This is a genomic window from Moorena sp. SIO3I6, assembly GCF_010672095.1.
Window position 1 is genome coordinate 1 of the sequence record NZ_JAAHHU010000046.1, and the last position, 25,618, is coordinate 25,618.

The following is a 25,618-nucleotide window of genomic DNA, read 5'->3' on the forward strand; positions in this document are numbered from 1 at the left end:
TATATAGCGGTTTGCCATATTTAATCAGAAACCAAGCCATCAGACTCAATTGACGGTACATCGTCGCATCATAGCAACGCCCACTTTGCCCCAGACTCCCCCCGTCTCTTTTTGTTTGTGGGTTAACCACTTGGGCAACTTTATAGTTACCTTGCTGGGAAAGGGCAACCCAATCTGCCGCAAAAAGCTGCCACACCGTTTCCATCCCATAAGCGATCGCAAAAGGAATATGCTCCACTACCATATCCCATCTCAACATCGTTTCACCAGTTTGAGACCAGACGAGCCGATCAAAATGTTTCGCATAGTGGCAACCAAGTTCGTTTTCATGTCGCCAGGGCTCGCGCATCACAAAAAGATAGTGATTATCCCCTGGGGGGGCGACAAGCGCCCTGTAACCCTTGATATATCTTAAATTGAGCGAATTATGGTAAAAAAAGATAGGTCAGAAATTGTCAAGACGACCTATCAATTCAAAATGCTACCAGAATTATCTCAAAAACATCTAAAAAATCTCCTTTCCGAATCTCAATTATTGTTTTTTTACCTTGTAGTAATTATTGTCCAAGATATCAAGAATGTTAAACTCGAAAAAATTGCTGAATCTTGTCTTGGTGCAGTCGCTCATGGGGGAAACCCCCAAGACCGCGCTGCACCGCTACCTTTGCCTATTAAATGTAACTCAAGGCGTAAAAAGTTACAAAGATTTTTGTCATTACCAATATTTCAAATAAAAAAAATGTGGTTTCCAATTGTTAGAGAATGGCTCTATCAAAAATTTGATCAACAGCAAAAAATCTATTTAGCCATCGATAGAACTAATTGGAATAACAAAAATTTATTGGTGGTTAGTATAATTTATAAAAACCGAGCAATACCAATTTACTTTGAACTTCTTTCAAAACTTGGTTCAAGTAATTTTTTAGAGCAAAAACAAATACTCTAAACTATTAGAGGGCTATTTGATAGCTATCATGTTGTTATTTTGGGAGACCGAGAGTTTTGTTCAGTTAAATTGGCTGAGTGGCTAGATAAACAAGGGTTTAAGTTTTGTTTAAGACTTAAAAAAAACGAGCAAATTGAACTAAAAAATCAGGGTTGGATTTCCTTGAAAAATTCGGGATTAAAACCAGGGATTTCGTTATTTTTTGAAAAGGTTAAAGTCACAAAAACTCAACAAGTATCAGGATTTAGTATTGCCTGTAAATGGAAGAAAAGTTATCGAAAGTCAGTAAGCCAAGAAGGTTGGTTTATTCTAACAAATATGAGCGAATTGTCTGAGGCAATATCCGCTTATAAAAAGCGATGCAGCGCGGTCTTGGGGGTTTCCCCCATGAGCGACTGCATCAAGACAACGTTTTGATATTGAGGAAATGTTCCGAGATTATAAAAGCGGTGGATATAATATGGAAGGCAGTAATGTTGTCGGTAAACGCTTTATATCTTTACTTATTATAATCTCTTTTGCTTACTTTATTGCTACAATTAAAGGAGAAATAATTAATAAAAAAGGAGTTCAGGACTATGTAGCTAGAGTCAAAGAGTATGGGCGATTAACTAAAAAACATAGTAATTTTTATATTGGAATGTATGCTCATAAATGGATTAATTTTATGGATAAATGTTGGGAATTAGTTTATGCTTTGATGCGTTTAAGTCGTCATAAGCTCGATAATTATTTACGAGGTATGAGAGCTATGAAGCTTATACAGTCTACTTTTTAGCTCTCATGTCGCCCCCCCAGGATTGTACCAAGAGATTGTCAATAATGGTTGGCATCCCTTCTTAAGAATTAATCATCAGGGTCAGTATCAAATTTCCGGTTCATCTTCTAGGCATCCTAGCCGCAACTGTTGTGGACTGTGATGGCATAAGTTGGTTCGCCGGCGTCAGATGCTTTAAAACCAACACAATTGAATGTACTTTACTAGCTCGATGGGAGGCAAACTATAAAAATCCCTGGTTGATTTTGACAGATTTAAATCCCTGTGATTGAATGATTGATTGGTATGGCTTTCGTTCTTGGATTGAATGCTCATACAGAGATATTAAAAGTGATGGGCGGGCTAGGCAGCGAACTCGTCTGGTCAGCCCACAAAGGGCAGAGCGACATTGGGAACGCTATGGCTGTAGCTGTGGTTATGGACGATCAGCCTCGGTGGTGAAGGAGAACAACCCGTCAGTTTCACTGAGCACAGAGAAATCGAAGAAAAGACTAGTAACACATCTTTTGCTCCACCTGTATCTCCTCGGCTCTCTTATTTTGTCGATGGTTTGTTAACTATCGTTGCCCGCTTACTCAATGATCAATCCCTGAGTGTTGGTAAGCTGTTTCCTTCCCCCTTCAACACTTTTAGCTCTTTCGCTGTTTCTGACTCTTCCTAATTGTAAAAAACCTACCCTTGTAAGGAGTCCAATACCTACGGGCTAGCTCTGGCTCCCCTATCACAAGGAGATACTTTCATGATGACCTATTCTGAACGCCTTCATCCGTGGGTGATCATTCGGCTGTTACCAAGAATGCAACGAGTTGTTGTTGCTCGCTTCCGCAATCGGTCGGATGCGGAGGGACATTTATGGGCCCTGAAACGATTGATGCCGGATGCGGAATTTATAATTGTTTTTGATGTTGGTAATAATCGGATCGATGAGGAATCTTAGGGGGTAAATCTCATGTAGCGGTTTCGGACTTTAATCACCATTGAGTTTGATGATCGATTTTAAAATGCTATTGCTATGAATCCTTCATCAAATTCTCAGATATCACTCACCTTGGTTTCATCTTATCCCCTCACCCTAAGGTTAGGGATTCCAGCCACAGCCCCTGATGCTGGGGTTGGGCAAAAGCCCACCCTCACAAGGGTAGTAGTGCGTAGGGTGCGTTAGGGGCGGACTAATTCTGATTTTTTCTATCGTAGCCAGCCTTGGGATAGTCCGTCCCGTAACGCACCACCCACGGGCTCGCACTCATTTGGTGAGCAGTGACATCTAGGCAGGGAAAGAGGATTATGAATAAATTACTTAAAATAGCCCTCAGCACTACTTCCTTAGTCGGGCTATGTTTGATGGCACTAGTCGTACAAGCCGGTAGCTGGGATAATTTCAAACTCCGTTACTTCCATCTCACTGCCTATCTCCACAACCAAGACCAAGAAATCACTGACCTCCAAAAACAAAACCTTAATCCAGCCAAATTCACTCGCATTAATTTAACTGAACTCCTCAATGGTGGTCCCCCAAAAGATGGTATTCCTAGTATCGATAATCCTAAGTTTGATACCGCTCAAACCACACCATTTTCTAAAACAGAAACTGTGATTGGTGTGGTGGTGAATGGAGAAGCCAAAGCCTATCCTTTCGGGGTCATGAATTGGCATGAATTGGTAAATGACACAGTCGGTGGAGTTAATGTTAGTGTATCCTATTGTCCCCTTTGTGATACTATAGTTGCTTTTAATCGCAGCAATACAACCTACGGTGTTACAGGCAAACTTTATCAAAGTTGCCTAGTGATGTATGACCGTGCCGATGATACCCTTTACTCTCAACCTTGGGGGATGGGTATTATTGGTGCTAAAGTCAATCGTAATCTTAAAACAATTCCCGCTATCAAAACTACTCTTGGCGCTTGGTTAAGCAAGTATCCCAATAGTAAAATTCTATCCACTGACACAGGTTATAACCGGGCTTACTTCAACTATCCCTATGGTAGTTACTATACCGATAAGCGAATTATTTTCCCAGTCAGAAATCAACAACGACTTACCCTCCATCCTAAAGCTATTGTTAGCTATGTGTGGGAAGCGGATCAACAAACCCCTAAAAACCAATTTTCTGGGGCTAGCTATCAATTTGTCCATGACCAATTAAAAAAAGTGGGCGAAAAAGTTGTAGAATTCAATGGTCGTCCAATTAGAGCACGTTGGGATAGCCAACTTCAAACTGTATTAGTAGAAGAATTCGATGGCACTCCCATCCCCAGTTCTACAGCTTTTGCCTTTGTGTATCCAGCTTACTTTGGCAAATAACGTTATAGACCAGGGAATTCACCCAATTTAAAACTGCAATAACTCATGACTAATATAGCGGTTTCTATCCTGATTAGGTAAACATGATTTTTTCCCTGCTCCCTGCTCCCTGCTCCCTGCTCCCTACTCCCTAAAACCCAAAGATTTGTAGCTCACCCAATTAAAACCGCTATAACCATGACTAATAACCACAATATCTTAGTAATTATCCCTGTTCTCAATGAAGAAACCACTATCACTGGGGTGATTAAGTCTCTTCAATCCTATAATTTGAACAATATTCGGGTAGTCGATAATGGCAGCACAGACAACAGTATTATTAAAGCAAAAGAAGCCGGTGCAGAAGTAATTTGTGAGCCTATTCCTGGTTACGGTCGAGCCTGTTGGCGGGGATTGCAGCAACTAGACCGAGATATTAATTGGATATTATTCTGTGATGGCGATGGGAGTGATGACTTAAGTTATTTACCCCAGTTTCTAGCTGGTAGGAATAAGTATGACCTAATTTTAGGTAACCGCCGCGCCACAGTAGATGGACGTAAGGCGATGACCCCAGTGCAAAATTTTGGCAACTGGCTGGCTACCTTCCTGATCGGTTGTGGTTGGGGACACTCCTATCAGGATTTAGGACCATTGCGCCTAATTCGTCGTTCAGCTTTGGATGCAATCCAAATGCAAGATAGAGGATTTGGTTGGACAGTAGAAATGCAAGCCCGTGCGATTGAATGTAGTTTGCGAATCTGTGAAATTCCTGTTGGTTACCGTCGCCGACAAGGGGGACGCTCGAAAATATCTGGTACCCTTTCTGGTAGTGTCCAAGCAGGAACAATAATTCTAATGACTTTAGGTCGTCTATATCTACGTCGCCTTAAGCTTACCCAGGCAGATGGAACAATCGGTAAAAGTGTTGAAGAGGGAATAGGGAATTTCCATCAATCCTAGTTTCACATCTCAAATGAAAACGCTATATATATGGCTTAGTTCTCTACTCCTGTTGTTAGGTTGTATCTTGATTGTGCCTCATGGGGATTTCCGAGAGGTGGGAGCTGTGCCTCGATTTTGGTTAGGTATCAGTGTGATTAGCTTAGGTTTTCTGTTGTCTTGGGGATTAAGCGTCTATACTAGATATCCTGCGAAAGTTGATAACAGGAAACTTGGGATTTCCCAACAAGCAAAAAGAATTAACAACAGAATTAACAACAACAGTATCAAGACCAGACTTTGGCAAGGGGTCTACAAAGGATTTACCAAATCTCTTAGTATCAAGTACTTCCGAAAACTCAAAACTCAGCACTCAGGACTAAATTTTTGGAGTACTACCATCCTAAGCAGGTTGCTACTGCTACCAATGTATCCTGGAGATGATGTATGGCGCTATCTATGGGAAGGGTATATTCAAACGTTAGGGTTTAGTCCATACCATTTGCCACCTAATGCTGCTGAACTGATTCCCTACCATACGGAATGGTGGTCACTAATCAATCATCCTACTGTTTCTGCTATCTATCCACCAGTAGCGCAATTAGGTTTTCGGATTTTAGCGCTGATTGACCTTAAGGTTTGGTTGTTCAAAATTGCATTTATCTTAGCTGACTTATTAATCTGTTGGTTACTCAGTCGTCGATTTGGTTATCAACAGGCAATCTTCTATGCCTGGAATCCTTTGATAATTTACTCCTTTGCTGGTGGTGCTCATTACGACAGTTGGTTTATTTTACCCCTTGTGGCAGCTTGGTTAGTCTTTGACCAAAAAACAGAGAGTTTAAGGCGGACAAAAATAACAGAAATAGAGGAAACGTTGGACAGTGGGACAGTAGCAGAATACTCCCCATTTACTAACCCCTTGATGTCTTCATCGGATCACTCCCTGACCTGGTGGCACTGGATTGCTTCGGCTTTGCTGGTAGGAATTAGTATGGCAGTGAAGTGGATGTCTTTGCCAATTTTAGGGTTTCTGACCTGGCAAGCTTTCCGAAAAGTAGGGGTAAAACTAGCAATAGTAGTGCTATTGTGCGGTTTCTTACCTTTTGGCATCACTGCTCTCCAATTTTGCTCTAGTGGAGAATGTCCTTTGATTCCTACTGGATCAGTGTTTGTATCCCATGGTCGCAGTGCGGAATTGATTCCTTATATTGTTAGCCAATATTGGGAACCTTCTCGCTGGGTTAATTGGATTTATGCTTTTCCCCTAGGCTTAACGGTAAGTTGGCTAATTTTGCGATCGCGCAATTTTCAACAATTCACAGAATGGTACTTTTTTTGCCTACTAATCCTATCTCCGATTATCCATGCTTGGTACTTCACTTGGATAATTCCTTTTGCTGTTCCTTCTAGAAATCTGGGAGTACGTTTAGTCAGTATCTCTACTTTTATTTACTTTGTACTTCAGCATCGCATGGCTTTAGGTAACTACAGCTGGTATCTAACTCCTCAGGAGCGATGGTGGCTATGGTTACCCTTTGTTTTGGGTTGGTTTTGGACCCATTACCACAATCCTAATGTTGCTCTCAACCAAAACTCAGATTGATTAGCTTTAATCAAAATTGCCTAGGTTAAGCATCTTATCGGCTAAATCATCTGAACCACTATGAATACATCCAAGAAATTACTAACCCTACTTCCAACTCTGATTATTCTGACAAGTTGTACACTTTCCGTACCGATAAATCAAGCACCAGCAAAAGAGTCTGAAGTACAAGTAAATAGAGCTACTGACACGAGTCTATTGAATTATGACGACTATGCTACTGTCCTAAAAACCTATGTCAACAATAAAGCGCTAGTTAATTACCAAGAATTGCAGCAAAATCCAGAGCAACTGGAGACGTTTAATGCCTCCTTAGGTGCTGTTGATACTAGCACCTATCAGTCTTGGGATGAAGCGGAAAAGATTGCTTTCTTGATAAATGCTTACAACTCCTTTACTCTAGAATCAATTATTGACCAAAACCCTCTCAAAAAGAGTATTCGGGACATTAAAGGAGTCTGGAAAGGACGCGAATTCAACATCGCTGGAGAATCTAAAACCTTAGATAATATCGAACACAAGACACTGCGAACGCAATTCAACGAACCCCGAATTCATATGGCTTTAGTTTGCGCCGCTATCAGTTGTCCTCCCTTAAGAAACGAACCTTATACTGGGGAAAAACTCGATCAGCAACTGGATGACCAGACACAGAAATTTATAGTTAGTCCCCATGGCTTTCGTATTGATCGTCAAGAAGGTAGCGTATATCTTTCTTCCATCTTTAAGTGGTTTGGTGAAGATTGGAAAGAAACCTATGGTGTCGATGACAAATTTACTGGTAACGCCAATCAAAGAGCAGTGTTAAACTTTATCAGTGACTACCTTAGTCCAGAGGATCAGGAATATCTTGAACAGGGGAATTACAAGATAAAATATCTGAACTATGATTGGTCTTTAAATAAACAATAACTAATTAACCATAACCAACAACAATAACCAATTAACCATAACTAGGTTGATTAATTGATTATTATAGGGATACGTGTAGGAATTGTGAGAATTTTTGTTCCCTGTTCCCTGTTCCCTGTTCCCTGTTACCTTTGCTATAAGGATTTGTTATGGTTTGTTATTGTTTAAAACGTTTTTGGTGACAAGGCTAATCAAGTGGTATATTCGGCATTAATCCGGACATAGTCATAACTCAAATCACAACCCCAAGCCTGACCAACACCATGACCATTGCCCACATTAACCTGAATTAAAACTGTATCTTCTTTAAGATAAGCACCAGCAGCAGCCTGCTTGAGATAATCACTAGCCTGTTGACGGTCAAACCCTAAGGGTTGACCATTGTCCATCAGCAAGACATCCCCTAACTGAATCCGCAGGTTTTCTTGCTCAAACGGTACTCCTGCACGGCCAGCGGCTCCGGCAATTCTGCCCCAGTTTGGATCTCGTCCAAAGATAGCAGACTTAACCAAGGATGACCCAACAATGGTCTTAGCAATTTGACGAGCCCCTTTATCATCCGGTGCACCAGTGACTTGGACTTCAATCAAGCAGGTGGCCCCTTCTCCATCCCGTGCGATCGCTTTTGCCAAATGCTGACATACTGCTGTGAGCATCCCCTCCAACTTCTCAGCTGCTGGTCCGATTTCTGTAATCGCTGATGTTCGGGACTGACCATTAGCCAAGGCAATTAGAGTGTCATTGGTGCTGGTATCCCCATCTACGGTAATTTGATTAAAACTTTTATCCGCTGCCCGCTGTAACATCTGTTGCCACAGGGAAGTAGAAACTGCAGCATCACACGTTACAAATGCTAGCATAGTCGCCATGTTGGGATGAATCATACCAGAGCCCTTAGCAATACCACCCATCCTGACCGGACGGTCATCAATCATGGTTTCCATAGCAATGGATTTAGTGACTAAATCCGTGGTAATAATCGCTTCAGCTGCTGCATCGGAACCAGTTTCGGATGCTTGTGCTACCAATGGGGGAATTCCTGACAATAGAGCATCCATCTTGATGCGTTGACCAATCACCCCTGTCGATGCCAACAAAATCGACTTAGGGGAAACATTGAGTGCTTCACCCAAAGCTTTAGCACTAGCTAGAGCATCCTGCCAACCCTGCTCACCCGTTGCTGCATTGGCTTGTCCAGCATTACACAAAATAGCACGAGCACTAGCTTTAGATTGTAAGCATTGACGGCAATAATCTACACAAGCAGCCCGGACATGACTGGTGGTGAACACCCCAGCTGCGATCGCATCCACCTCTGATAATATCAACGCTAAGTCTGGCTGACCCGACGGTTTTAAACCTGCGGTAATCCCTGCTGCCTGATAGCCCCTGGGAGCTGTTATCCCACCACTAATCTCTTGCCAGTCCGACATTATTCCTCCATTTAACCATAATTCATGCCCGATCCGGGATTATATCAAGTCTTATGGACTTACGCACCAAGGGTATTGATCTGTAGCTTGATGTGTAGCCGTAATTTCCAGAATTGCTATAAAATCTCAAAACTTTACAAAAAAACAAAAAAAGGGGTTACACCCCTCATACAAAATAGTGTATATTTTGATATGTAGATGCACCCTGATGATCGGGAGGGTCACGACAGTGACTCTCCTTTTCTTTGTTATTTGTTATTTGTGGTTGGTAATTAGTGATTTAGTGATCAGCAACACCTGGCAAGCCCGTTGCCTCAATCACCCTTGAGCTTCTTGCCCAAAATTTGGTTAGTCAGCTTAGGATCAGCTCGTCCGCTAGTTTTCTTCATCACCTGTCCCACAAAGAAACCTTGCAGCTTGGTCTTACCATTGCGATACTGTTCGAGTTCCTTAGGATTGGCAGCCAGTACCTCATCAATAATGGTTGAGAGTTCATTTGGGTCAGAGATCTTAATCAAACCCTTACGTTCCACTAGTTCCCTAGCAGAACCCCCTTTAGAGAGTAATTCTGGCAAAATCTCCTTGGCGATCTTACCACTAATGGTGTCATTATCAATCAGGTTGATCAGTTCTGCCAGAGTATTGGGTTTGAGAGCAATCTCTGTAATAGCCAGTTTTTCAGTTTTAAGATAAGCAGCAATATCTCCCATTACCCAGTTTGCCGCTTGTTTGGGATTAGCATTAGCAGCAACAGTTGTTTCAAAATACTCTGCCACTTGACGATCATCCGTCAACACCCGGGCATCATAGGCAGAAAGTCCCAATTCACTTTCATAACGATGCCGCTTCTGGGCAGGAAGTTCCGCTAGCTCACTGCGCCATTGCTCTAATTGTTCCGTTGATACTTCAATGGGTGGTAAGTCAGGTTCAGGAAAATAGCGGTAATCGCTGGATCCTTCCTTGGTCCGCATACTAATGGTGCGTTGACTACCCTCTTCCCAAAGGCGAGTTTCTTGAATAATCGATTTTCCAGCTTCCACAGCTGCGATTTGCCGGTCAATTTCGTACTCAATCGCCTTCTGGATAGCATTGAAGGAGTTCATATTTTTGATTTCAACTTTGGTGCCAAACTCTTTCTGGCCTACAGGACGTACAGATATATTGACATCACAACGCAGGGATCCTTCTTGCATGTTGCCATCACTGACACCGATGTAGCGTACAATCCGACGCAGCTCTTGAGCGTATTCTGCTGCCTCTTGACCAGAGCGCAGATCCGGTTCTGATACTATTTCAATCAGAGGTACCCCAGCACGGTTGAAATCTACTAGGGAGTAGGTAGAACCAGCCAGTCGGTCACTACCAGCATGAACCAGTTTCCCGGCATCTTCCTCCATGTGTAGGCGAGTGATGCCAATGGTTTTACGGATAGGATTACCGTCATCATCGGACACTTCAATTTCCAGTGAGCCATGCTCAGCAATGGGCAAGTCGTATTGGGAAATCTGGTAGTTTTTGGGTAGGTCAGGATAAAAATACTGTTTCCGGTCAAATTTGCTGTAGGGAGCAATCTGGCAATTGAGTGCTAAACCTGCTTTGACAGCATACTCTAGTACCTTTTGATTCAGAACCGGTAACACTCCTGGCATCCCCATACAAATTGGGTCAATATTGGTATTAGGGGTAGCACCAAATTTTGTGGAAGAGTTAGAAAAAATCTTGGTTTCGGTACTAAGCTGACAATGGGTTTCTAAACCAATGATTGCTTCGTATTGAGTTTTAGCTGGTGCAGCAGTAGTCATTGAATGTTACAATTAAGGGTTAAGTTTATTGATGGAACTTAAGGCATTTTTTGTCCAGTCTTCCCAATAATGTACACTATTTCATTAGCTACAGCGTCAATCCTTCCAATTCTTGGCAGGATTCGAGTTGACAGTTTTTATGTAAGTTTTTGTATTTTATGATTGGGAATTGTTAGACCTTTTTACATACCATTATTATAGCAAATGTGTCTTACGATCTAATCTTTAAAGTGGACTGTTAAATGGCTTTCTTTTTTTAACTAAATACTTACGTTTAATGGCTAGGCTAGCTGATGAAAATTAGAGACTGTTTATAAAGTAAATCTTAAGACAGCTGAATATTGGTGGGTTACGGCGGGCAGCTCTGTTAACAGGTGAGCTTTGACAGTACTAGCCGCCTAACCCACCCTACGTCAGGATTTAAGGAAAGTTTAACAAACAGTCTCGCTTTGCAGCAGCTACGGAAATAATCAATCAGCTCATCATCTTTCCCTTTTGTGATCAGGAGTCTGCGGATATCACAGAATCATCCTAATGTCCAGATCACGTGGCTATGTTTTAGTCAGCCATTTTAGATTAATGTGACTAAAGATTCGACAGGTGCGCACCTATAGCGAATTTAATTCGCCATAGGTGCGCACCTAAGAAAACAAAGGTCTTTCATAAGCTAGGCGATGGACGAAGTCCATCGCCTTTCATCAAGCAATCATCCAGTGATCTTATTAGGTCAAATCAGGGGTAAGCATGACTAATCAACAAATTCCGCTAACAGAAGACTACACTCGCCCTTGGGCTCTTATGCGTCTACTGCCTAAATGCCAAAGGTACACAGTTGCTAGGTTCTTTAATCGTCAGGATGCTCATAACCATCTCCGATTTTTGGATCGGTATATGCCAGAAGCAGAGTTTGAAGTAGTTTTCGATCTGCCTGTGACTCAAGATACTAATCAGTTCCTTTGAGAAGTTAACAATAAATAACATCGGGCAATAAGATAGGGTGTAGGCAAACCTGTGGTTTTGACGCCCTTATTGCCCCATAGCTGATTAGGGTATAACCTAGTAAAAACTCATTGTGAGCTATTGCTCCTAATACCTTGTCCTAACCCTCAAGGCTAATTCGACAGAGTATTAGGCACCTATTAATAAGATTTCAAAAATCCTGAAATTCTCTCCACTGCTCTTTCCAAAACGTCTGGTTCGTGTACTAAGGCAAAACGGACATAGCCTTCACCAGCCTTGCCAAAACCAGCTCCTGGAGCAGCAGCAACCCCAGTGGCTTCTACCAATGAAGTACAAAATTTTACTGAGTTCCCTGCCCAAGGTTCTGGCAATTTTGCCCAGACATACATAGTGGCTGATGGCACTGGCACTGACCAACCAATGCGGTTTAAAGCATGGACAAAGGCATCCCGCCGCTGTTGATAGGTGGTGACTACAGGTTTAACAATGTCTTGAGAACCATTCAACGCTGCGATCGCACCATTGAGAATCCCCCTGTATTGGTTAAAGTCAATTGCCGCTTTTACCTGCCGCAACGCTCGAATCAATTGAGCATTACCGATAGCATAGCCAATCCGGAAGCCTCCCATATTGTAAGACTTGGAAAAGCTAAAAAACTCAATCGATACAGTCTTCTCTGGGTCTGCTTGCAAAACTGAGGGAGCAACAGAGTTGGGATTGAGGGTTTCTGGGATTTTCCCGATCTGCTCGCCATTGCCTCTGGTATCTTCAAAAACGATATCAACGTAGGGAAAATCGTGAACTAATACCAGGTTATGGCACTGACAAAATGCCACTGCTTCCTTAAAAAAAGACAAGGGTGCGATCGCAGTAGTGGGATTATGGGGATAACTCAACACCATCATCCGTGCTTGAGCTAGCACTGCCTCGGGGATATCCTCAAATACAGGCAAAAAATTGTTTTCTGCCAATAGGGGCATCGGATAAATCTGACCACTGGCTAGGTGGACACCACCGGCATGGGAAGGATAGCCTGGGTCTTGTAGCAGAGCAAAATCCCCCGGATTAAGCACAGCTAAAGGTAAATGAGCTGTGCCTTCCTGAGAACCAATCAGTTGTAGCACCTCAGTTTCTGGGTCAACCGGAATACCAAATCGTTTAGTATACCAGCTAGCAGCTGCCTGACGAAAAGCTTTAGTACCATGAAACAGCAAGTAACCGTGAGTGCTAGGCTCATACAACGAGGCTTCAATCGCAGCACACACATGCTTGGGAGCTGGTAAATCGGAAGACCCTAATGATAGGTCAATGATTTCTTTCCCAGCAGCTGCCAACGCTTTGGCCTGATCCATATCGGCAAATACATTTGCTTGCAGGGGTTGTAAACGTTGGGCAAACTGCATTTTAAAAATTCTCCGGGAAATTCCCCCACCGCCGCGTAGCAGGTGGGGGATGGATAGCGAGCATGGTTTGTGGTACAATTATATTAGAATTCCTCAATTGTAATAGTGCTCAAGGCATACAAGTTCAGACTATACCCAGACAACAGTCAGCACATCGCTTTAGCTCGTAGCTTTGGCTGTGCTAGATGGTTTTGGAATTATGCTCTTACTTTGTGTCAACAAACCTATCAAGATACGGGAAAAAGCTTATCCAGAGCAGCAATACAGGGACTGTTACCGGGTCTCAAAAAAGAGTACGAATGGCTCAAAGATTGCTATTCTCAATGTCTTCAGTTTGTAGCCAATAACTTATCAACCGCGTTCAAAAACTTCTTTGATAAACGAGCTAAATACCCTCGATTCAAATCAAAGAAGGGAAGGCAAACAGTGACTTATCCTCAACATTTCCACATTGAGGGAGATTACCTGAAGCTTCCAGGAAAAGTGGGTAAAGTTTACTGCCGTCAGCATCGTCCCATTGAAGGAGAATTGAGATCGGTAACAGTCTCCATGAATCCAGATGGTAAGTACTTTGCCTCAATTCTAGTTGAGGATGGAATTGAACCTCAACAACCTAACAGCCTTGGCCTTGCTATAGGTATTGATTTAGGATTGACTCATTTTGCGGTCACTAGTGAGGGTGAGAAGTATGATAATCCTAGACATATTGCTCAACACGCCAAGAATTTGAAGCGTAAGCAACAAAGTTTATCTAGGAAACAAAAAGGTAGCAAAAACCGAAACAAAGCCAGAATAAAGGTAGCCAAAGTTCAAGGTTTTATTGCCAGATGTAGAGAGGATTTTCTGCACAAACTATCCCGCAAGATAGTTAACGAAAACCAAGTTATTGTGGTGGAAAATCTCAATGTTAAAGGCATGGTTAAAAATCCTAATTTGGCTAAAGCCATTAGTGATTGTGGCTGGGGAATGTTCACAACAATGCTCACCTACAAAGCTGAATGGGCAGGGAAAATCTACGTTGAAATTGACAGATGGTTTCCATCATCGAAGCTTTGTCATGTTTGTGATCATCAACAGGTCGAGATGGACTTGTCTGTTAGAAATTGGACTTGTCCTTTTTGTGGCACTCACCATGATAGAGATATCAATGCTGCTATCAATATTAGAAATCAAGGCTTGCGGATATTGGAGTTAGGAACTAGCTCTACTGCCCTTGGAGGGGACGTAAGACAACCTGGGAAAACTTCTGTTGTCTCAGATGCAGTCCCCCATGAATTGGGAAGCCCCCGATTACGCGCAGCGTGTCGGGGGTAGTTCACTCTTAGTCTTTTTCTTTTGTCTATTCAGAGCTGATTCGTAAACTCGCTGTAATCTTTGTAGGATAAGGCTTGCGCTAAAATAGAACAATTGAACTATTTAATACCCAAAAGACAATCATAGCAATGCTTTCAGACTTCTTAAGATTTCCTTTACAAATCAGCTCTCATGCACGAGACTTTCCCATCTGCGCTGGCATTGCTCCCATTGCCCCTTACTGTCCTAATTTAAATTCTCATCCAGCATAGTTTTCAATTGAGCTTTGGTAATTGCTCCCTCATGGGATTTGGCCAGCTCACCATTTTTAAACAGTCTTAGAGCAGGGACACCCTCTACCTTGCACTTGGCAACGGCATCTTGATGTTGGTCTACTTCCATCTTAATGACTTTTAAGCGATCGCTATAATTTTTAGCAACCCAGTCCACTGATGGCGATACTAAGCGGCATGGTCCACACCAAGTTGCCCAGAAGTATACCAGTACTGGCTGCTGGGCTTTTAAAACTTCAATTTCAAAATCTTTATCTTCGATTGTAATCACATTACTCACAACGGTATCCCCTCAAAAGACTAGATTAGACTGCATTGACATAATCTATATATTAATTGCTTGAACTTCCCCCCAGCTCAAGCATGGGGGATTATAAACAATTGTTACGAGATGGGCGTCGAGCCGCATCTGGACACGTTGAGTATAGAATATTTTACTATGACTGAAAACATCATACCGTTTGCACCAGATCAAAACTCCCTTGTCAAGGAAGTTTAAATCAAGCCGTCGGAGTTCTCAGCCTTTATGGTTTATCGGCTTTTCTAAAATCGAAATTTATACAATTGCACAAAAATTTGCACAAAAAAACGGGTTAACCCGCTATACAATTGGTCAACCCGTGAGCTTGGGAACGCCTAAATGGACTACTTTTGTAGCACCAACTTAACGTTGGCATTGTTTAGCCCACGCTGCTTGACTTCTGCCAAGGTCTTGTTAACGGCATACTTCTGGTTGATGGAGTTGATCAACTCGGTTTGGTTGTGCTTCTTAGCCACACCCCAAAGGTCAGCAATCAGGTCAAAGGTGCCATCACTGTTGCGAGACCAACCTAGATCATATTCGCCTTCGAGAACGGCAACCAAGTCAGCGCGAACTCGTTGACCATTGTAGCCGCGAACATCAGCTTCTGTCTTAACATTGATTCCCAGGTCACACAGGGAAGTCTTCAGGATTTCGGCATCGGAGATTTTAGTGCGCAGAGTGCTAAAGTGAGACATGTGGATTTCCTCCAGAAAAGGTATCAGAGAAACGACAACGTAGCATTTTACTTTTATTGCTAGCCGCCCTCAACAATTACAAGCGGCTACTTATCAAACTGCTAGCAATGATGTTTTGCTAGCCTTTACTCCTGTTGGGAGCAGGAGAAAGCCTGTTAGAACTCCATACGCTGATATTCAGCTAGGGAGGATGCAGCAGGTCGCGCGCGTTGCCTAGCCCAGTCCCTCAGGGCTGCAACCTGCTCTGTCATCGTGCGCGATAGAGGCTGAGTTGATTTAATCGCGGCAATAATATCCAGTTGAGTAAACTCCCGGTCTTGAGCAAATGCCTCGTACATGGCTGCCACCATAGCTTGCTCAATCTCAGCCCCAGAAAAACCTTCAGAAACCTTAGCTAACTGTTCAATGTCAAAGCGGTCAATATCTCCACGCCGCTTTTTCAGGTGAATTTCAAAGATTTGCTGGCGTTCTTGGGTGTTGGGTAAATCAACAAAAAATATCTCATCAAAACGACCTTTGCGCAGGAATTCTCCTGGTAGGCGCTCCACTCGGTTTGCTGTCGCCATCACAAAGACTGGTGAGGTTTTTTCTTGCATCCAGGTCAGGAAAGAACCAAATATCCGACTTGAAGTACCCCCATCAGAGTCAGAAGAACCGCTGCTACCAGCAAACGACTTATCAAGCTCATCTATGAAGAGAATAGCTGGAGAGATTGATTCTGCCGTCTTCAAAGCATTGCGTAGGTTAGCTTCCGAGCGCCCTACCATCGAGCCATCGTATACTCGCCCCATATCCAGGCGCAATAGTGGCAGACCCCATAAACGAGACGTAGTTTTGGCAATTAGAGATTTACCACAGCCAGGAACCCCTAGAATCAACATTCCCTTCGGTTGAGGCAAACCATATTCTCTCGCCCTCTCGGTAAAGGCATTAGAGCGCTGCTTCAGCCAACGCTTCAGTTCCTCTAACCCTCCTATAGAATCGAGGGTTTCATCTTCTTCGATATAATCTAGGATCCCGTTGCGGCGGATGATCTGCTTCTTCTCGGATAGAACAATATCGACTTCAGCTTCGGTGAGACGACCAGCTTTAACGTAGGCTTTGCGATAAACCTTCTCTGCTTCATCGCGGGTCAAGCCTAATGCTGCTTTGAGCAGCTTTTCCCTAGTTTCTGTAGTCGTTCGGCGAGTTTTACTCTGATCCAGTTGGTGGGATAGGACTTGGTTAAGTTCCTTAAGGTTTGGTAGGGGAAAGTCAAGCACAACCACTTCCTTTTCCAACTCAATAGGAATCTGCTGCACCGGGGACATTACGATGATAGACTTTTTAAGAGACTTCTTTGCTTCCTCCCTAAAGCTTGCCATCGCATCCCGCAACCATCGGGTAGTTGCTGGTGCATCTATAAAGGGATGTAAGTCCTTAAAGATGTATATACCAGGCTCTTTTTGTTGAATTACCCACTGAACTGCTGCCTCAGGAGAGACCGTATTGTGCTGAGTGGTGTGGCGTGATTGACCATACTCAACAATCCCGTGAGTGACGGTCCAAACGAAGACTCGTTGCTGTTGAGACTTCCTTTGAGCAATCATTGCTATTGCCCTCTCTGCCCGCTCCTCCTCGGGAGTCACGAGGTAGATTAGAGGATATTGAGCTTGAATGAGAACGTTTATCTCTTCTTGCATAACTCTACCTAATATTAGAGACGGCTTACAACTGCCCAAACATCTTCAACTGAACCACTGAGCTAACTAAGTGTGCTCTGCGAGTAGATTAATTTGTCTACCTTAACTTTGGCTACCTTAACAAGGAACCAATTCCTCTTCTCCGTGAGAATCGGTACTGGAGCATACTTTTGCTGTTACCTTTTCTACTGGGAGTTCTTCCGATATCACACCAGGTTGGTTTTTCAGAGCAACTAATTTTCCCTCTGAGAGAACCAAGTCACTAGAACACTCAGGACAGGGGTATACTTTATGGGTTTGTCCATATTGGTCTACCTCTTCAACCACATCTTGATGTTCTATGTAGAATATAATCGCCCTCTCAACCATAGCTGACATTGATTCAGAATCAACAGCCGCTTTAATTTTGAGCCGGCGGTGCAATCCTGGTGGAAGATAAAGAGTAACTTTTTGCTTGTCTTGCATATATTTTTTATATCGTTGTACCCGGGTATGTATTTAACCTTATCGGCTTCCTCTCTAGCTGTCAAGACATTTAGCTGGTATAACCGCAAAATTGTTACATTACTTAATAATCTTACGGAAGGATGGATAAGGAATAGCATAAGGCGCGCCTGTAGTTGGCAACGTATGCAGCACGAAAAGGGAGCGATTGTGAAGCAAAAGACTTTCTCGACAGGGCTTACAGCGATGCAGCAAGGGAACAGGGGAGGCAGCGCCGACCTGCGGGGGTTTTCCCCGGAGACGAAACCTGATTACGTTGAGCCTTTATAGTTGATAGGCTATGCAGATGCATGGTTAAAACTTATTGATTAAGGCGAGCCTGTCTTACGGTAACTTCAAACCACTCGGGCTTTGCATGGCTGACAGGTGTGGACCCTTGCCTGGGCACACAGAACCCAAACCATCAGGAACTGCATCCAGAGGCGCGACAATCACGCGAATTTAATTCGACAACTGTAAGCGCACCTAACAAAAGCTGTTATGGGTAGGTTTTTTCCTTAAGGATGGAAAGGATGGTTTTATTACAGGTAATGACGCATTAATGACATAATTATGAATTATATAGCCACAATATCAACGCGCTTAAGCTAATTAAAAACAGCTAAAAGTATCATAAATAACGATTAAGGACTAACGACTAAGGCATTACCTTCAATCCTCCACGACATATCAGTTGTCCAGTTGTGAGGGTAAGTTCCTGAAGCTCCACCTCTGGTCCTAAATTGATTAGAAAGCCATCTAAGCTAATAGGGGGGGCATCATGATCTATCTGAACTTGCAAGGGGTTCAGTTCGAGTTGGTTGGGGGTCGCCAGTTGGATACCAGCACGAATTACTATCAGCTGGCTAGCAACATCAGGATTAGTTGAAATGCCTCTTAAGGTCAGCTGTCCTATATTGATATTAATCTTTTGCCAGCGTATTTGTGGCGGTTTTGGGTCGTTACCGGGTTGAATGATATCATCTGATTTGAGGAATGTATATAATAACTCCGTCAAAGCGTTAGATAACAAGGGTGCTTCAAGAGATGATTGCAGGTCTGGTTCTAGGAGTAATAGGTGACCCACTACGGGAACTGGTTCTAAAAGACGTAGGGGTTTACCCTTAATTATCTGACCCAGGTTGAGTCTAATATTACTGCCTTCGAGCTGAATTTGGCTTAGATGCAGTCCTTGATAAACTGCTTGGTTGGCAGCAAGGGCAACCTGAGGAATGTAACCAGTCAGGATTTGGCGATCGCATCCTACAATGCTTAGTTGCAATGTAGCAACTTCCTCTACTTGCGATCGCAGCCACAGCCGTAGCGCTGGGGAAATAACTTTGCTGATAATCTGACTTGGCTTTTGCTTCGAGGTTTTGGGAGTTTTAACCAAAAGAACACCTTCTTGTACTATTTGTACATAGTATTTTTGTACATAGTATTTTGAAGTCGTTGTCTAATGGAAATCAACTCCTGGGCACACTATAAGCATAAGACAAACTAGATTCAGCATCACCATAGTCCAGAAGACAAAGCTAAAGCCAAATGTTGGGTCATGGAGGAAAGAGTACAAAAAATTCTTTCACAGTGGGGTATTGCGTCACGGCGTCGAGCCGAGAAGATGATAGCCGCAGGACAAGTGCGCCTAAATGGTACGACTGTACATTTGGGGCAGAAAGCTGATCCAGAAACAGATGTAATCGAAGTGGATGGCAAACCGATCAACCCCTATCACCGACCTCAATCTATCTACCTTTTACTGAACAAGCCTGCTGGAGTAGTTTCCACTTGCCGAGATTCCCGTAATCGTCCGACAGTAATTGACTTATTACCGGATAAACTAACCAAGGGTCAGGGGATTCATCCTGTAGGAAGGCTGGATGCCGATTCTACAGGTGCATTACTACTGACCAATGATGGTGAGCTAACATTTCGCCTGACCCATCCTAGTCATCACATACCTAAGACGTATCAGGTTTGGGTACGGGGTAATCCCCCAGAATCGGTACTGCAAACTTGGCGTGAAGGTGTTAATCTGCTGGGTAAAAAAACGTTACCCGCTCAAGTTCGTGTACTTAAGCGTAAGGGTCAATCCACACTTTTGGAGGTAGTCTTAACGGAAGGTAGAAACCGACAGATCCGTCGTGTTGCTCAACTCCTAAGCTATCCAGTGATTCATCTACATCGTACTGCTATTGGCCCGATTAAATTAAATCTACCAGGAGAGCCAATTCTTCCTTGTGGTGACTACCGTGCCTTGAATGATGTAGAGGTGAGTTTTATTACCAGTAAATCCACCATTGTTCAGTAAAAATGCCAGCAGATGTCGAGGAGTACCGTGTATGAATGAAAACAAAGTCCCGTTGCAGCAACAACAAGAGAAGAAGCTGGCAGAAATGGGTTCATATCTGTGTCAGTTACGTACTCAACAGTGTAAAACCATTGAGGAAATTGCCGCTTGCACCCGAATTAATGCACGATTTTTGAGGGCAATAGAGCAAGGCAAGCTAGACCAATTACCAGAACCTGTGTATGTTCAAGGGTTTATCAAGCACTTTGGGGATGCACTAGGCTTAAATGGAGACGAGTTTGCCAAGGCTTTTCCCACTGGGGTAACTGTAAAAAGGTCAAAACTTTCCTGGGGTAACAGTTGGGTTCCTCAACTGCGACCGTTTCATCTTTATTTGTTCTACATTTGCTTGGTTATTAGTTCAGTGAGTGGCTTATCTGTCCTAATCAACCCTTCTAAGCCACAAATAACTGATAAGGAACCAAACTCATCTCCAGCTCAATTGTTACCGACACCCGGTAATTTAGATCAAACTAACTCGCAAGCCCAGTTAGCCTTAACCAAGATACCGTCGGGTCCAAATAAGCCAGTTCAGGTGGATATCACTCTCAAAGGTAGATCTTGGCTTCTGATAGTGGCAGATGGGAAGAAAGAATATGAAGGCATCCTAGAAGAAGGAACCCAGAAGACTTGGGTTGCTAACGAAAAACTATTTGTTAAAGCTGGCGATGCTGGGAATGTAATTGTTGAGTTCAATAACCAACAGGCAAAGCAGATGGGGGCTCCTGGTGCAGTAGAAGCATTAACCTTTGCCGCTAAACCTAGACCCTCTCTCCAGTAGTCAAGCTTTCTAGGGGAAAAGGATTAAACTAATCAATATTAAACATTAAAAAAGCAGATAATTGGGAGCAAAAACCTATAGATTTTCATAAAAAAATCACAACCTATATTATTTCAAATTCCAAATATATGTATGAAAACCAATGCTGATTGACCATAACACCAAACAATTGTCGGCTCTCTTTCCTAATGTTACCTGTTAACTTTGTTAATCAATTAAAGTTGAACATATCAACTTAAAATACTATAGCAACGACTTAACTTATATAAAGCCCAGTTAATCCCTTGTATATAATAGGATTGTGATTTGACGATTGTAAATTAATAATTAACATTTGTCAAATTATAAACAACCAATAATGACTTAAGTAGGATTAATCTTAATAGGATTAATTGTTAAAACTATTCGAATATAATATGACTAGGCTTAATAGTCAGAACTGACGGGAGCACGACCGTAAGTGTGAGTGAGGATTTTGAGGCGATTAGCCAATTCTTCACTCAACGCATTCGGTCGATAGCGCCATTGCCAGTTACCTTCCACGGTACTGGGAAAATTCATTCGAGCATCTGTGTCCAGACCTAAAATATCTTGCACAGGAATAATCGCTTGGTTGGCAATACTACTGAGCGCTAATCGGATTAAATCCCAATGGATGCCTTCTTCGCTAACTGGTCCACAGTAATTAATTATAATCTGCTTATCTTCAGCAGAGAGTTTTTTAAACCAACCTACTGTTGTGTCATTATCATGGGTACCAGTGTAAACCACACAGTTGCGGACATAGTTAAACGGTAAGTAAGGGTTACTTGATCCCCCACTAAAGGCAAACTGTAAAATTTTCATACCAGGAAACTGGAACCGTGAGCGTAATGCTTCTACTTCTGGAGTGATGATCCCTAAATCTTCGGCAATAATTGGCAAATTTCCCAACTTGTCTTGGAGTACTTCAAAAAATTCTTTTCCTGGTGCCTTAACCCATTCTCCAGTGATGGCAGTTGTTTCTCCTTGCTTGACTTGCCAGTAGGCTTCAAATCCCCGGAAATGGTCAATCCGCACAATGTCTACATACTCCAAGATGGTTTGGAAGCGTTGTATCCACCATCGGAAGTTATCTGCCTCTAACTGTTTCCAGTTGTATACTGGATTACCCCACAACTGACCTGTGGCACTGAAATAGTCCGGAGGCACCCCAGCCATGAGTGTGGGTTCGCCAGTTTCGTGATCAATGGCAAAGATTTCCCGATGAGCCCAGACATCAGCACTATCGTGAGCCACATAAATTGGAATATCACCAATAATCTGGATCTGGTGATGGTTGGCGTACTGTTTGAGAGCTGACCACTGGCAGAAAAACTCAAACTGTAGGTATTTGTAGAAATAAATTTCATCCTGCAATTTCTGCCGCCAATACTCAACTGCTTTGGGTTGAGCCATAGCAATGTCTGGTTCCCAAGTATGCCAGCTACTCTGGTCAAACCCATCACGAACAGCCATAAATAAAGCATAGTCTTCCAACCAGCTGGCTTTTGCTTGACAAAATTCTGTAAATTTCTGGTGCTGTTGGGGTGAGGCGTTGGCACGGAAGCGATCGCAAGCTTTGTAAAACAGGGGCATCTTGGTTTGAATTACCTGATCATAATCCACTGAGTCAAGGGGAAACTCTGGTAGATTGGCAAAGTCTTCATCCAACAGCCGTCCCTGCTTTTGCAATTGTTCTGGGCTAATGAGCAGGGGATTGCCTGCCATGGCTGAGTAAGAGTCATAGGGAGAGTTACCATACCCAATCGGACCAAGGGGCAATATTTGCCAGTATTGCTGGGCGCTTTGTGCCAAAAATTCAATGAATTGATAAGCCTGTAAACCTAAGTCACCAATACCAAAGGGACTAGGTAGGGATGTCGGATGGAGCAAAAGACCACTAGATCTCGGAAAAGGCATAAAAAAGCAATCAACAATAGTAAGTAAGCCTGACGACATTATCACCGTAGCACGGGTCAAAAAGGCTTAAGGGTTAAGGGTTGAACGCGCACGCGTGGCCATTCGCGTAGCGTGGCCCATTCGCGTAGCGTGGCCTTTTGGCCAAGGCCAAGGCCAAGGTTGTTCGCCCCGTATTCGGTTTAGGGTAGGTTAAAGCTTGAAGGGGTGACAACCTACTTGTCACCCCTTCAGGTCAACATCGACCGTGAGGGATCAATTACGAGTGGCACAGGGGCAACAACAACGTATCTTCTATTTCTTTGCGCACCGTCAGACTCAGCTGACAATTACTATTGAGGCACTCTACTAGCAAGTGATTAACACGACTATACTGCTCTAACCAATCTTGGGATGTCTTGGTCAAATGCCATTGGTGACCAATATTGCGATGCTCTATCATCAAGGCTCTTAATTGTGATACCCATTCCGCACCATGACTTTGCCACCATTCTTGAATACTATCTCGGTCGTCATCATCTAGGTCAGGTAGCTGATTTTTAAGCTTCTCTAGATAGTCTCCTATAGACTCAATCCCAGTCAGGTGATTCAAATCAAGGGCAAGGTAAAGAGCACTGAGTCGGTCGTAAACTAGTTCTGCTGTCATAGCTTGGGCAACAGCTAAAGCATGATCTAAAGCTAAATCTAGGGCAAGTTCACTACCCAACTCTCCTCCTAGTCTGTGATCAATAGCCAAAGCTAAGGCTTGATTCCGGGAAAGAGGATGGCTAGGAGGAAGGGCAAGGGTCATGTAAAAAGCACGGACTGCTGCTGGCTTGTAGGGAGTATAGATCTCGAGGGATTTGATCTCGATCCAGTTCAAGAACTTTGTCAAGTTATCATCTAAAGCCATAGCGCTTGGTGTCAGTTTGACTGAGTCAAGCACCATTTCTGAACAGACTAACCGATTAATCTGTTGCTTGATCAGCAACAATAGCTGATCAGCATCTGGCAACATTTGTGCTGTGAGTAAAAATACTTCCCGCCAACGTTTCTCCTGTAGGTGTTCGACTAGCTGTGACAAAGACATCCCAGTGCCGATCACAATCGCTCTGGCGGTAAAATACTCTTGAAATGTCAGATGCGAGAATGAGTAGATTCGTCTTGCCCGCTCTACCAATAGTCCATGCTGCACCTCAATAGATTTGAGTACTGCTAAGCTATCTAATTCTAGAGCTGCCTGGTTGCTTTGAGTTGCTGGTAATTTCCGTAAATAATCAGCAATTAATTGTTGCAGCCGAATTTCTTCAAAGAAATACTCCCCTTGCTCAAAGGTGATAACTGCTAATTGAGAAAGTAATTCTAGCTTGTGGGGCAAGGATAAATTACGATAAATATCATCTCGCTTAACACCCCGGGCTTCATCCCAGCGAATCAGTAGTAAGTCTAGTCCTTGCTGGTAAAGATCAGAGCGTTTTACAGGAAAGTCAGCTTTGGTTTGAAAAACCAGACAGGCTAGATTCAGCAAGACTGGTGTTGTTGCTAGTTCTCTAATTTGCTGATTTTCTGGCAGCTTCATCTGCTCGATAAACAGAGATGCTTTCTCCAAACCTGATTCTGGGTCATTCCTTGCTACCGCCACAAACCACTTTTTAGCAAAGTGTTGAATTTGTGCTGGTTTGAAGTCAGCAATCTCAACCTCAGTAAATCCCTGAAATCGATACTGTTGAGCTGCAATGCGACATGTGATAATCAGCTGATTTTTGTAATACTTTTCTGAAATCTTACGAATTTGTTGAATAACTTGATTACTGGCACTTTCCGGGACTTCATCCAAGCCATCCATTAAGATCAAGGCTCTGCCATAGCTGAGGATAGTTTCAATATCTTGTTCTGAAATACCACAACTTTGAAGCTCTTGATTAATGTAGTTAAATAGGCTGAAACTACATTCGATCATAGCATCCTCGGCAAAGTTTTTCAATCGAATCAACATCGGAACCCGATCCGATTGAAAATTTCCTTGATTGCACTGAATAGCCAGATATTGCAAAAAGGTGGTTTTCCCAGAGCCAGGTTTACCTAGCACCATCATTTTAGGATAGCGTTCTACCGCTTGCAGTCCTGGTATGCTTTCCCGGCGCACTTTGCCTATACCCAAGCGGTCAAATTCCTCCGCTGGGAAGCCTTGCAAATCGTCAATTTCCAACCATCGTTGACTAGTGATTTCTTCGAGAATATTCACATCCACGTAGATGTGATCTAAACTAACCGGTCGAGCAATATCTAATAGGCGTAGAGTGCCACACTGATTTTGAATTTTGTCATGGTAGTGCGATCGCACTTTGGTGACGATGGCATCAACTCTACTTTTGTCCTCAGCTGCTTTCTTTTCTGCATCTATCTGAGCATCTTCTGGTATAGCGACAATGTCTTCCATCTCCAAATCCAGATGAAAGCAGATTTCGCTAAAAACGCGGCGGTCAACGGGTTTACCGGCAAAAAACTTCCAAATCGGTTGGCGAGTTTCTATGCCGATTTCACCCGCAAAATATTCTTGTGTCCATCCCTTGCGTTCAAAAGCCTGTTTGGCTTTTTTGATGCCGTCTGGAGATGCCTGGAGAGATCGCTTTGCCATAGCTCAAGCTTAATTTACTGAAAAATCTTTCGACACTCATCTATAGATTTCCCGAAAAATAGGTCAAGAGCCACAAGGAACGGATCACAATGGGAAATTTTTGATCAGAGGGGGTGA

21 protein-coding genes and 1 pseudogene are annotated in these 25,618 nt (G+C 43.0%); 10 read left to right on the top strand and 12 right to left on the bottom strand.

From position 1 onward, the window contains the following. Positions 1-259: hypothetical protein (locus F6K49_RS15445; protein WP_293098072.1), on the bottom strand; the 259-nt coding region annotated here is incomplete at its 3' end. Between the two features lie 219 nt (positions 260-478). Between F6K49_RS15445 and F6K49_RS15450 the strand changes: the two are divergent. From F6K49_RS15450 to F6K49_RS15475, 6 genes and pseudogenes are all read left to right on the top strand, one after another. Then, positions 479-1,789, top strand: a pseudogene (locus tag F6K49_RS15450) (IS4 family transposase). A gap of 677 nt (positions 1,790-2,466) precedes the next feature. Then, complete coding sequence (locus F6K49_RS15455) at positions 2,467-2,661, top strand: hypothetical protein (RefSeq protein ID WP_293098118.1); 195 nt, start codon at positions 2,467-2,469, stop codon at positions 2,659-2,661. 347 nt (positions 2,662-3,008) lie between these two features. Continuing rightward, positions 3,009-4,028, top strand: a complete 1,020-nt coding sequence (locus tag F6K49_RS15460; RefSeq protein ID WP_293098079.1) for a DUF3179 domain-containing protein — start codon at positions 3,009-3,011, stop codon at positions 4,026-4,028. A 177-nt stretch (positions 4,029-4,205) separates the two neighbouring features. Then, entirely contained in the window at positions 4,206-4,970 is a 765-nt protein-coding gene (locus F6K49_RS15465; RefSeq protein WP_293098085.1) for a glycosyltransferase family 2 protein, read from the top strand. A 13-nt stretch (positions 4,971-4,983) separates the two neighbouring features. Beyond that, on the top strand, positions 4,984-6,555 hold the full coding sequence (locus tag F6K49_RS15470; RefSeq protein WP_293098090.1) for a glycosyl transferase family 2: 1,572 nt from the start codon (positions 4,984-4,986) through the stop codon (positions 6,553-6,555). A gap of 60 nt (positions 6,556-6,615) precedes the next feature. Beyond that, positions 6,616-7,467: a DUF547 domain-containing protein gene (locus tag F6K49_RS15475; protein ID WP_293098093.1), complete on the top strand. Its 852-nt coding sequence runs from the start codon at positions 6,616-6,618 to the stop codon at positions 7,465-7,467. Between the two features lie 191 nt (positions 7,468-7,658). On the opposite strand, the gene argJ is transcribed toward F6K49_RS15475, so the two are convergent. Both argJ and gatB read right to left on the bottom strand, forming a co-directional pair. After that, complete coding sequence (gene argJ, locus F6K49_RS15480) at positions 7,659-8,900, bottom strand: bifunctional ornithine acetyltransferase/N-acetylglutamate synthase (protein WP_293098096.1); 1,242 nt, start codon at positions 8,898-8,900, stop codon at positions 7,659-7,661. Positions 8,901-9,214: 314 nt separating this feature from the next. Continuing rightward, on the bottom strand, positions 9,215-10,702 hold the full coding sequence (gene gatB, locus F6K49_RS15485) for an Asp-tRNA(Asn)/Glu-tRNA(Gln) amidotransferase subunit GatB (protein ID WP_293098099.1): 1,488 nt from the start codon (positions 10,700-10,702) through the stop codon (positions 9,215-9,217). Between the two features lie 744 nt (positions 10,703-11,446). Here gatB and F6K49_RS15490 point away from each other — a divergent pair. Next, positions 11,447-11,662 carry a hypothetical protein gene (locus tag F6K49_RS15490; protein ID WP_293098102.1) on the top strand — a complete coding sequence of 72 codons (216 nt, stop codon included), beginning with the start codon at positions 11,447-11,449 and terminating at the stop codon, positions 11,660-11,662. Positions 11,663-11,841: 179 nt separating this feature from the next. On the opposite strand, the gene F6K49_RS15495 is transcribed toward F6K49_RS15490, so the two are convergent. Further along, positions 11,842-13,065: an LL-diaminopimelate aminotransferase gene (locus F6K49_RS15495; RefSeq protein ID WP_293098105.1), complete on the bottom strand. Its 1,224-nt coding sequence runs from the start codon at positions 13,063-13,065 to the stop codon at positions 11,842-11,844. A gap of 105 nt (positions 13,066-13,170) precedes the next feature. Between F6K49_RS15495 and tnpB the strand changes: the two genes are divergently transcribed. Continuing rightward, positions 13,171-14,379 (top strand): IS200/IS605 family element RNA-guided endonuclease TnpB, encoded by a 1,209-nt coding sequence (tnpB, locus tag F6K49_RS15500; RefSeq protein WP_293021012.1) that lies wholly within the window; start codon positions 13,171-13,173, stop codon positions 14,377-14,379. Between the two features lie 225 nt (positions 14,380-14,604). Here tnpB and F6K49_RS15505 read toward each other — a convergent pair whose 3' ends face one another. From F6K49_RS15505 to F6K49_RS15525, 5 genes are all read right to left on the bottom strand, one after another. Next, entirely contained in the window at positions 14,605-14,931 is a 327-nt protein-coding gene (locus F6K49_RS15505; RefSeq protein WP_070394815.1) for a thioredoxin domain-containing protein, read from the bottom strand. Positions 14,932-15,296: 365 nt separating this feature from the next. Further along, positions 15,297-15,650, bottom strand: a complete 354-nt coding sequence (locus tag F6K49_RS15510) for a DUF1257 domain-containing protein (RefSeq protein ID WP_075902645.1) — start codon at positions 15,648-15,650, stop codon at positions 15,297-15,299. A 155-nt stretch (positions 15,651-15,805) separates the two neighbouring features. Beyond that, a complete protein-coding gene (locus F6K49_RS15515; protein WP_293021007.1) occupies positions 15,806-17,332 on the bottom strand; it encodes an AAA family ATPase in 1,527 nt (508 codons plus the stop codon). Between the two features lie 117 nt (positions 17,333-17,449). After that, positions 17,450-17,797: a hypothetical protein gene (locus F6K49_RS15520; protein ID WP_075902649.1), complete on the bottom strand. Its 348-nt coding sequence runs from the start codon at positions 17,795-17,797 to the stop codon at positions 17,450-17,452. A gap of 676 nt (positions 17,798-18,473) precedes the next feature. Beyond that, positions 18,474-19,208 carry a DUF2993 domain-containing protein gene (locus F6K49_RS15525; RefSeq protein ID WP_293044080.1) on the bottom strand — a complete coding sequence of 245 codons (735 nt, stop codon included), beginning with the start codon at positions 19,206-19,208 and terminating at the stop codon, positions 18,474-18,476. 162 nt (positions 19,209-19,370) lie between these two features. Here F6K49_RS15525 and F6K49_RS15530 point away from each other — a divergent pair, with 162 nt between their 5' ends. Further along, positions 19,371-20,126, top strand: coding sequence for a pseudouridine synthase (locus F6K49_RS15530; protein ID WP_366514191.1), 756 nt, complete (start codon positions 19,371-19,373; stop codon positions 20,124-20,126). 31 nt (positions 20,127-20,157) lie between these two features. Then, a complete protein-coding gene (locus F6K49_RS15535) occupies positions 20,158-20,946 on the top strand; it encodes a RodZ domain-containing protein (RefSeq protein ID WP_293098108.1) in 789 nt (262 codons plus the stop codon). Between the two features lie 426 nt (positions 20,947-21,372). Here the strand turns inward: F6K49_RS15535 and malQ are convergent, their stop codons facing one another. The 3 genes from malQ to F6K49_RS15550 form a co-directional block, all read right to left on the bottom strand. Further along, positions 21,373-22,887 (bottom strand): 4-alpha-glucanotransferase, encoded by a 1,515-nt coding sequence (gene malQ / locus F6K49_RS15540; protein ID WP_293021003.1) that lies wholly within the window; start codon positions 22,885-22,887, stop codon positions 21,373-21,375. Between the two features lie 73 nt (positions 22,888-22,960). Next, positions 22,961-23,098, bottom strand: coding sequence for a hypothetical protein (locus tag F6K49_RS15545; RefSeq protein WP_293021001.1), 138 nt, complete (start codon positions 23,096-23,098; stop codon positions 22,961-22,963). 45 nt (positions 23,099-23,143) lie between these two features. After that, entirely contained in the window at positions 23,144-25,501 is a 2,358-nt protein-coding gene (locus tag F6K49_RS15550; RefSeq protein WP_293020999.1) for an NACHT domain-containing NTPase, read from the bottom strand. Between the last annotated feature and the right edge of the window lie 117 nt (positions 25,502-25,618).

Excerpts from the sequence above, each read along its gene's own strand:
- F6K49_RS15495 (WP_293098105.1), bottom strand. The coding sequence starts at position 13,065 with ATGCAGTTTGCCCAACGTTTACAACCCCTGCAAGCAAATGTATTTGCC.
- F6K49_RS15455 (WP_293098118.1), top strand. The coding sequence starts at position 2,467 with ATGACCTATTCTGAACGCCTTCATCCGTGGGTGATCATTCGGCTGTTA.
- F6K49_RS15470 (WP_293098090.1), top strand. The coding sequence starts at position 4,984 with ATGAAAACGCTATATATATGGCTTAGTTCTCTACTCCTGTTGTTAGGT.
- F6K49_RS15530 (WP_366514191.1), top strand. The coding sequence starts at position 19,371 with ATGGAGGAAAGAGTACAAAAAATTCTTTCACAGTGGGGTATTGCGTCA.
- F6K49_RS15510 (WP_075902645.1), bottom strand. The coding sequence starts at position 15,650 with ATGTCTCACTTTAGCACTCTGCGCACTAAAATCTCCGATGCCGAAATC.
- F6K49_RS15475 (WP_293098093.1), top strand. The coding sequence starts at position 6,616 with ATGAATACATCCAAGAAATTACTAACCCTACTTCCAACTCTGATTATT.
- F6K49_RS15465 (WP_293098085.1), top strand. The coding sequence starts at position 4,206 with ATGACTAATAACCACAATATCTTAGTAATTATCCCTGTTCTCAATGAA.
- F6K49_RS15460 (WP_293098079.1), top strand. The coding sequence starts at position 3,009 with ATGAATAAATTACTTAAAATAGCCCTCAGCACTACTTCCTTAGTCGGG.
- F6K49_RS15520 (WP_075902649.1), bottom strand. The coding sequence starts at position 17,797 with ATGCAAGACAAGCAAAAAGTTACTCTTTATCTTCCACCAGGATTGCAC.
- F6K49_RS15535 (WP_293098108.1), top strand. The coding sequence starts at position 20,158 with ATGAATGAAAACAAAGTCCCGTTGCAGCAACAACAAGAGAAGAAGCTG.
- F6K49_RS15490 (WP_293098102.1), top strand. The coding sequence starts at position 11,447 with ATGACTAATCAACAAATTCCGCTAACAGAAGACTACACTCGCCCTTGG.
- F6K49_RS15515 (WP_293021007.1), bottom strand. The coding sequence starts at position 17,332 with ATGCAAGAAGAGATAAACGTTCTCATTCAAGCTCAATATCCTCTAATC.
- F6K49_RS15550 (WP_293020999.1), bottom strand. The coding sequence starts at position 25,501 with ATGGCAAAGCGATCTCTCCAGGCATCTCCAGACGGCATCAAAAAAGCC.
- malQ (WP_293021003.1), bottom strand. The coding sequence starts at position 22,887 with ATGCCTTTTCCGAGATCTAGTGGTCTTTTGCTCCATCCGACATCCCTA.
- argJ (WP_293098096.1), bottom strand. The coding sequence starts at position 8,900 with ATGTCGGACTGGCAAGAGATTAGTGGTGGGATAACAGCTCCCAGGGGC.
- gatB (WP_293098099.1), bottom strand. The coding sequence starts at position 10,702 with ATGACTACTGCTGCACCAGCTAAAACTCAATACGAAGCAATCATTGGT.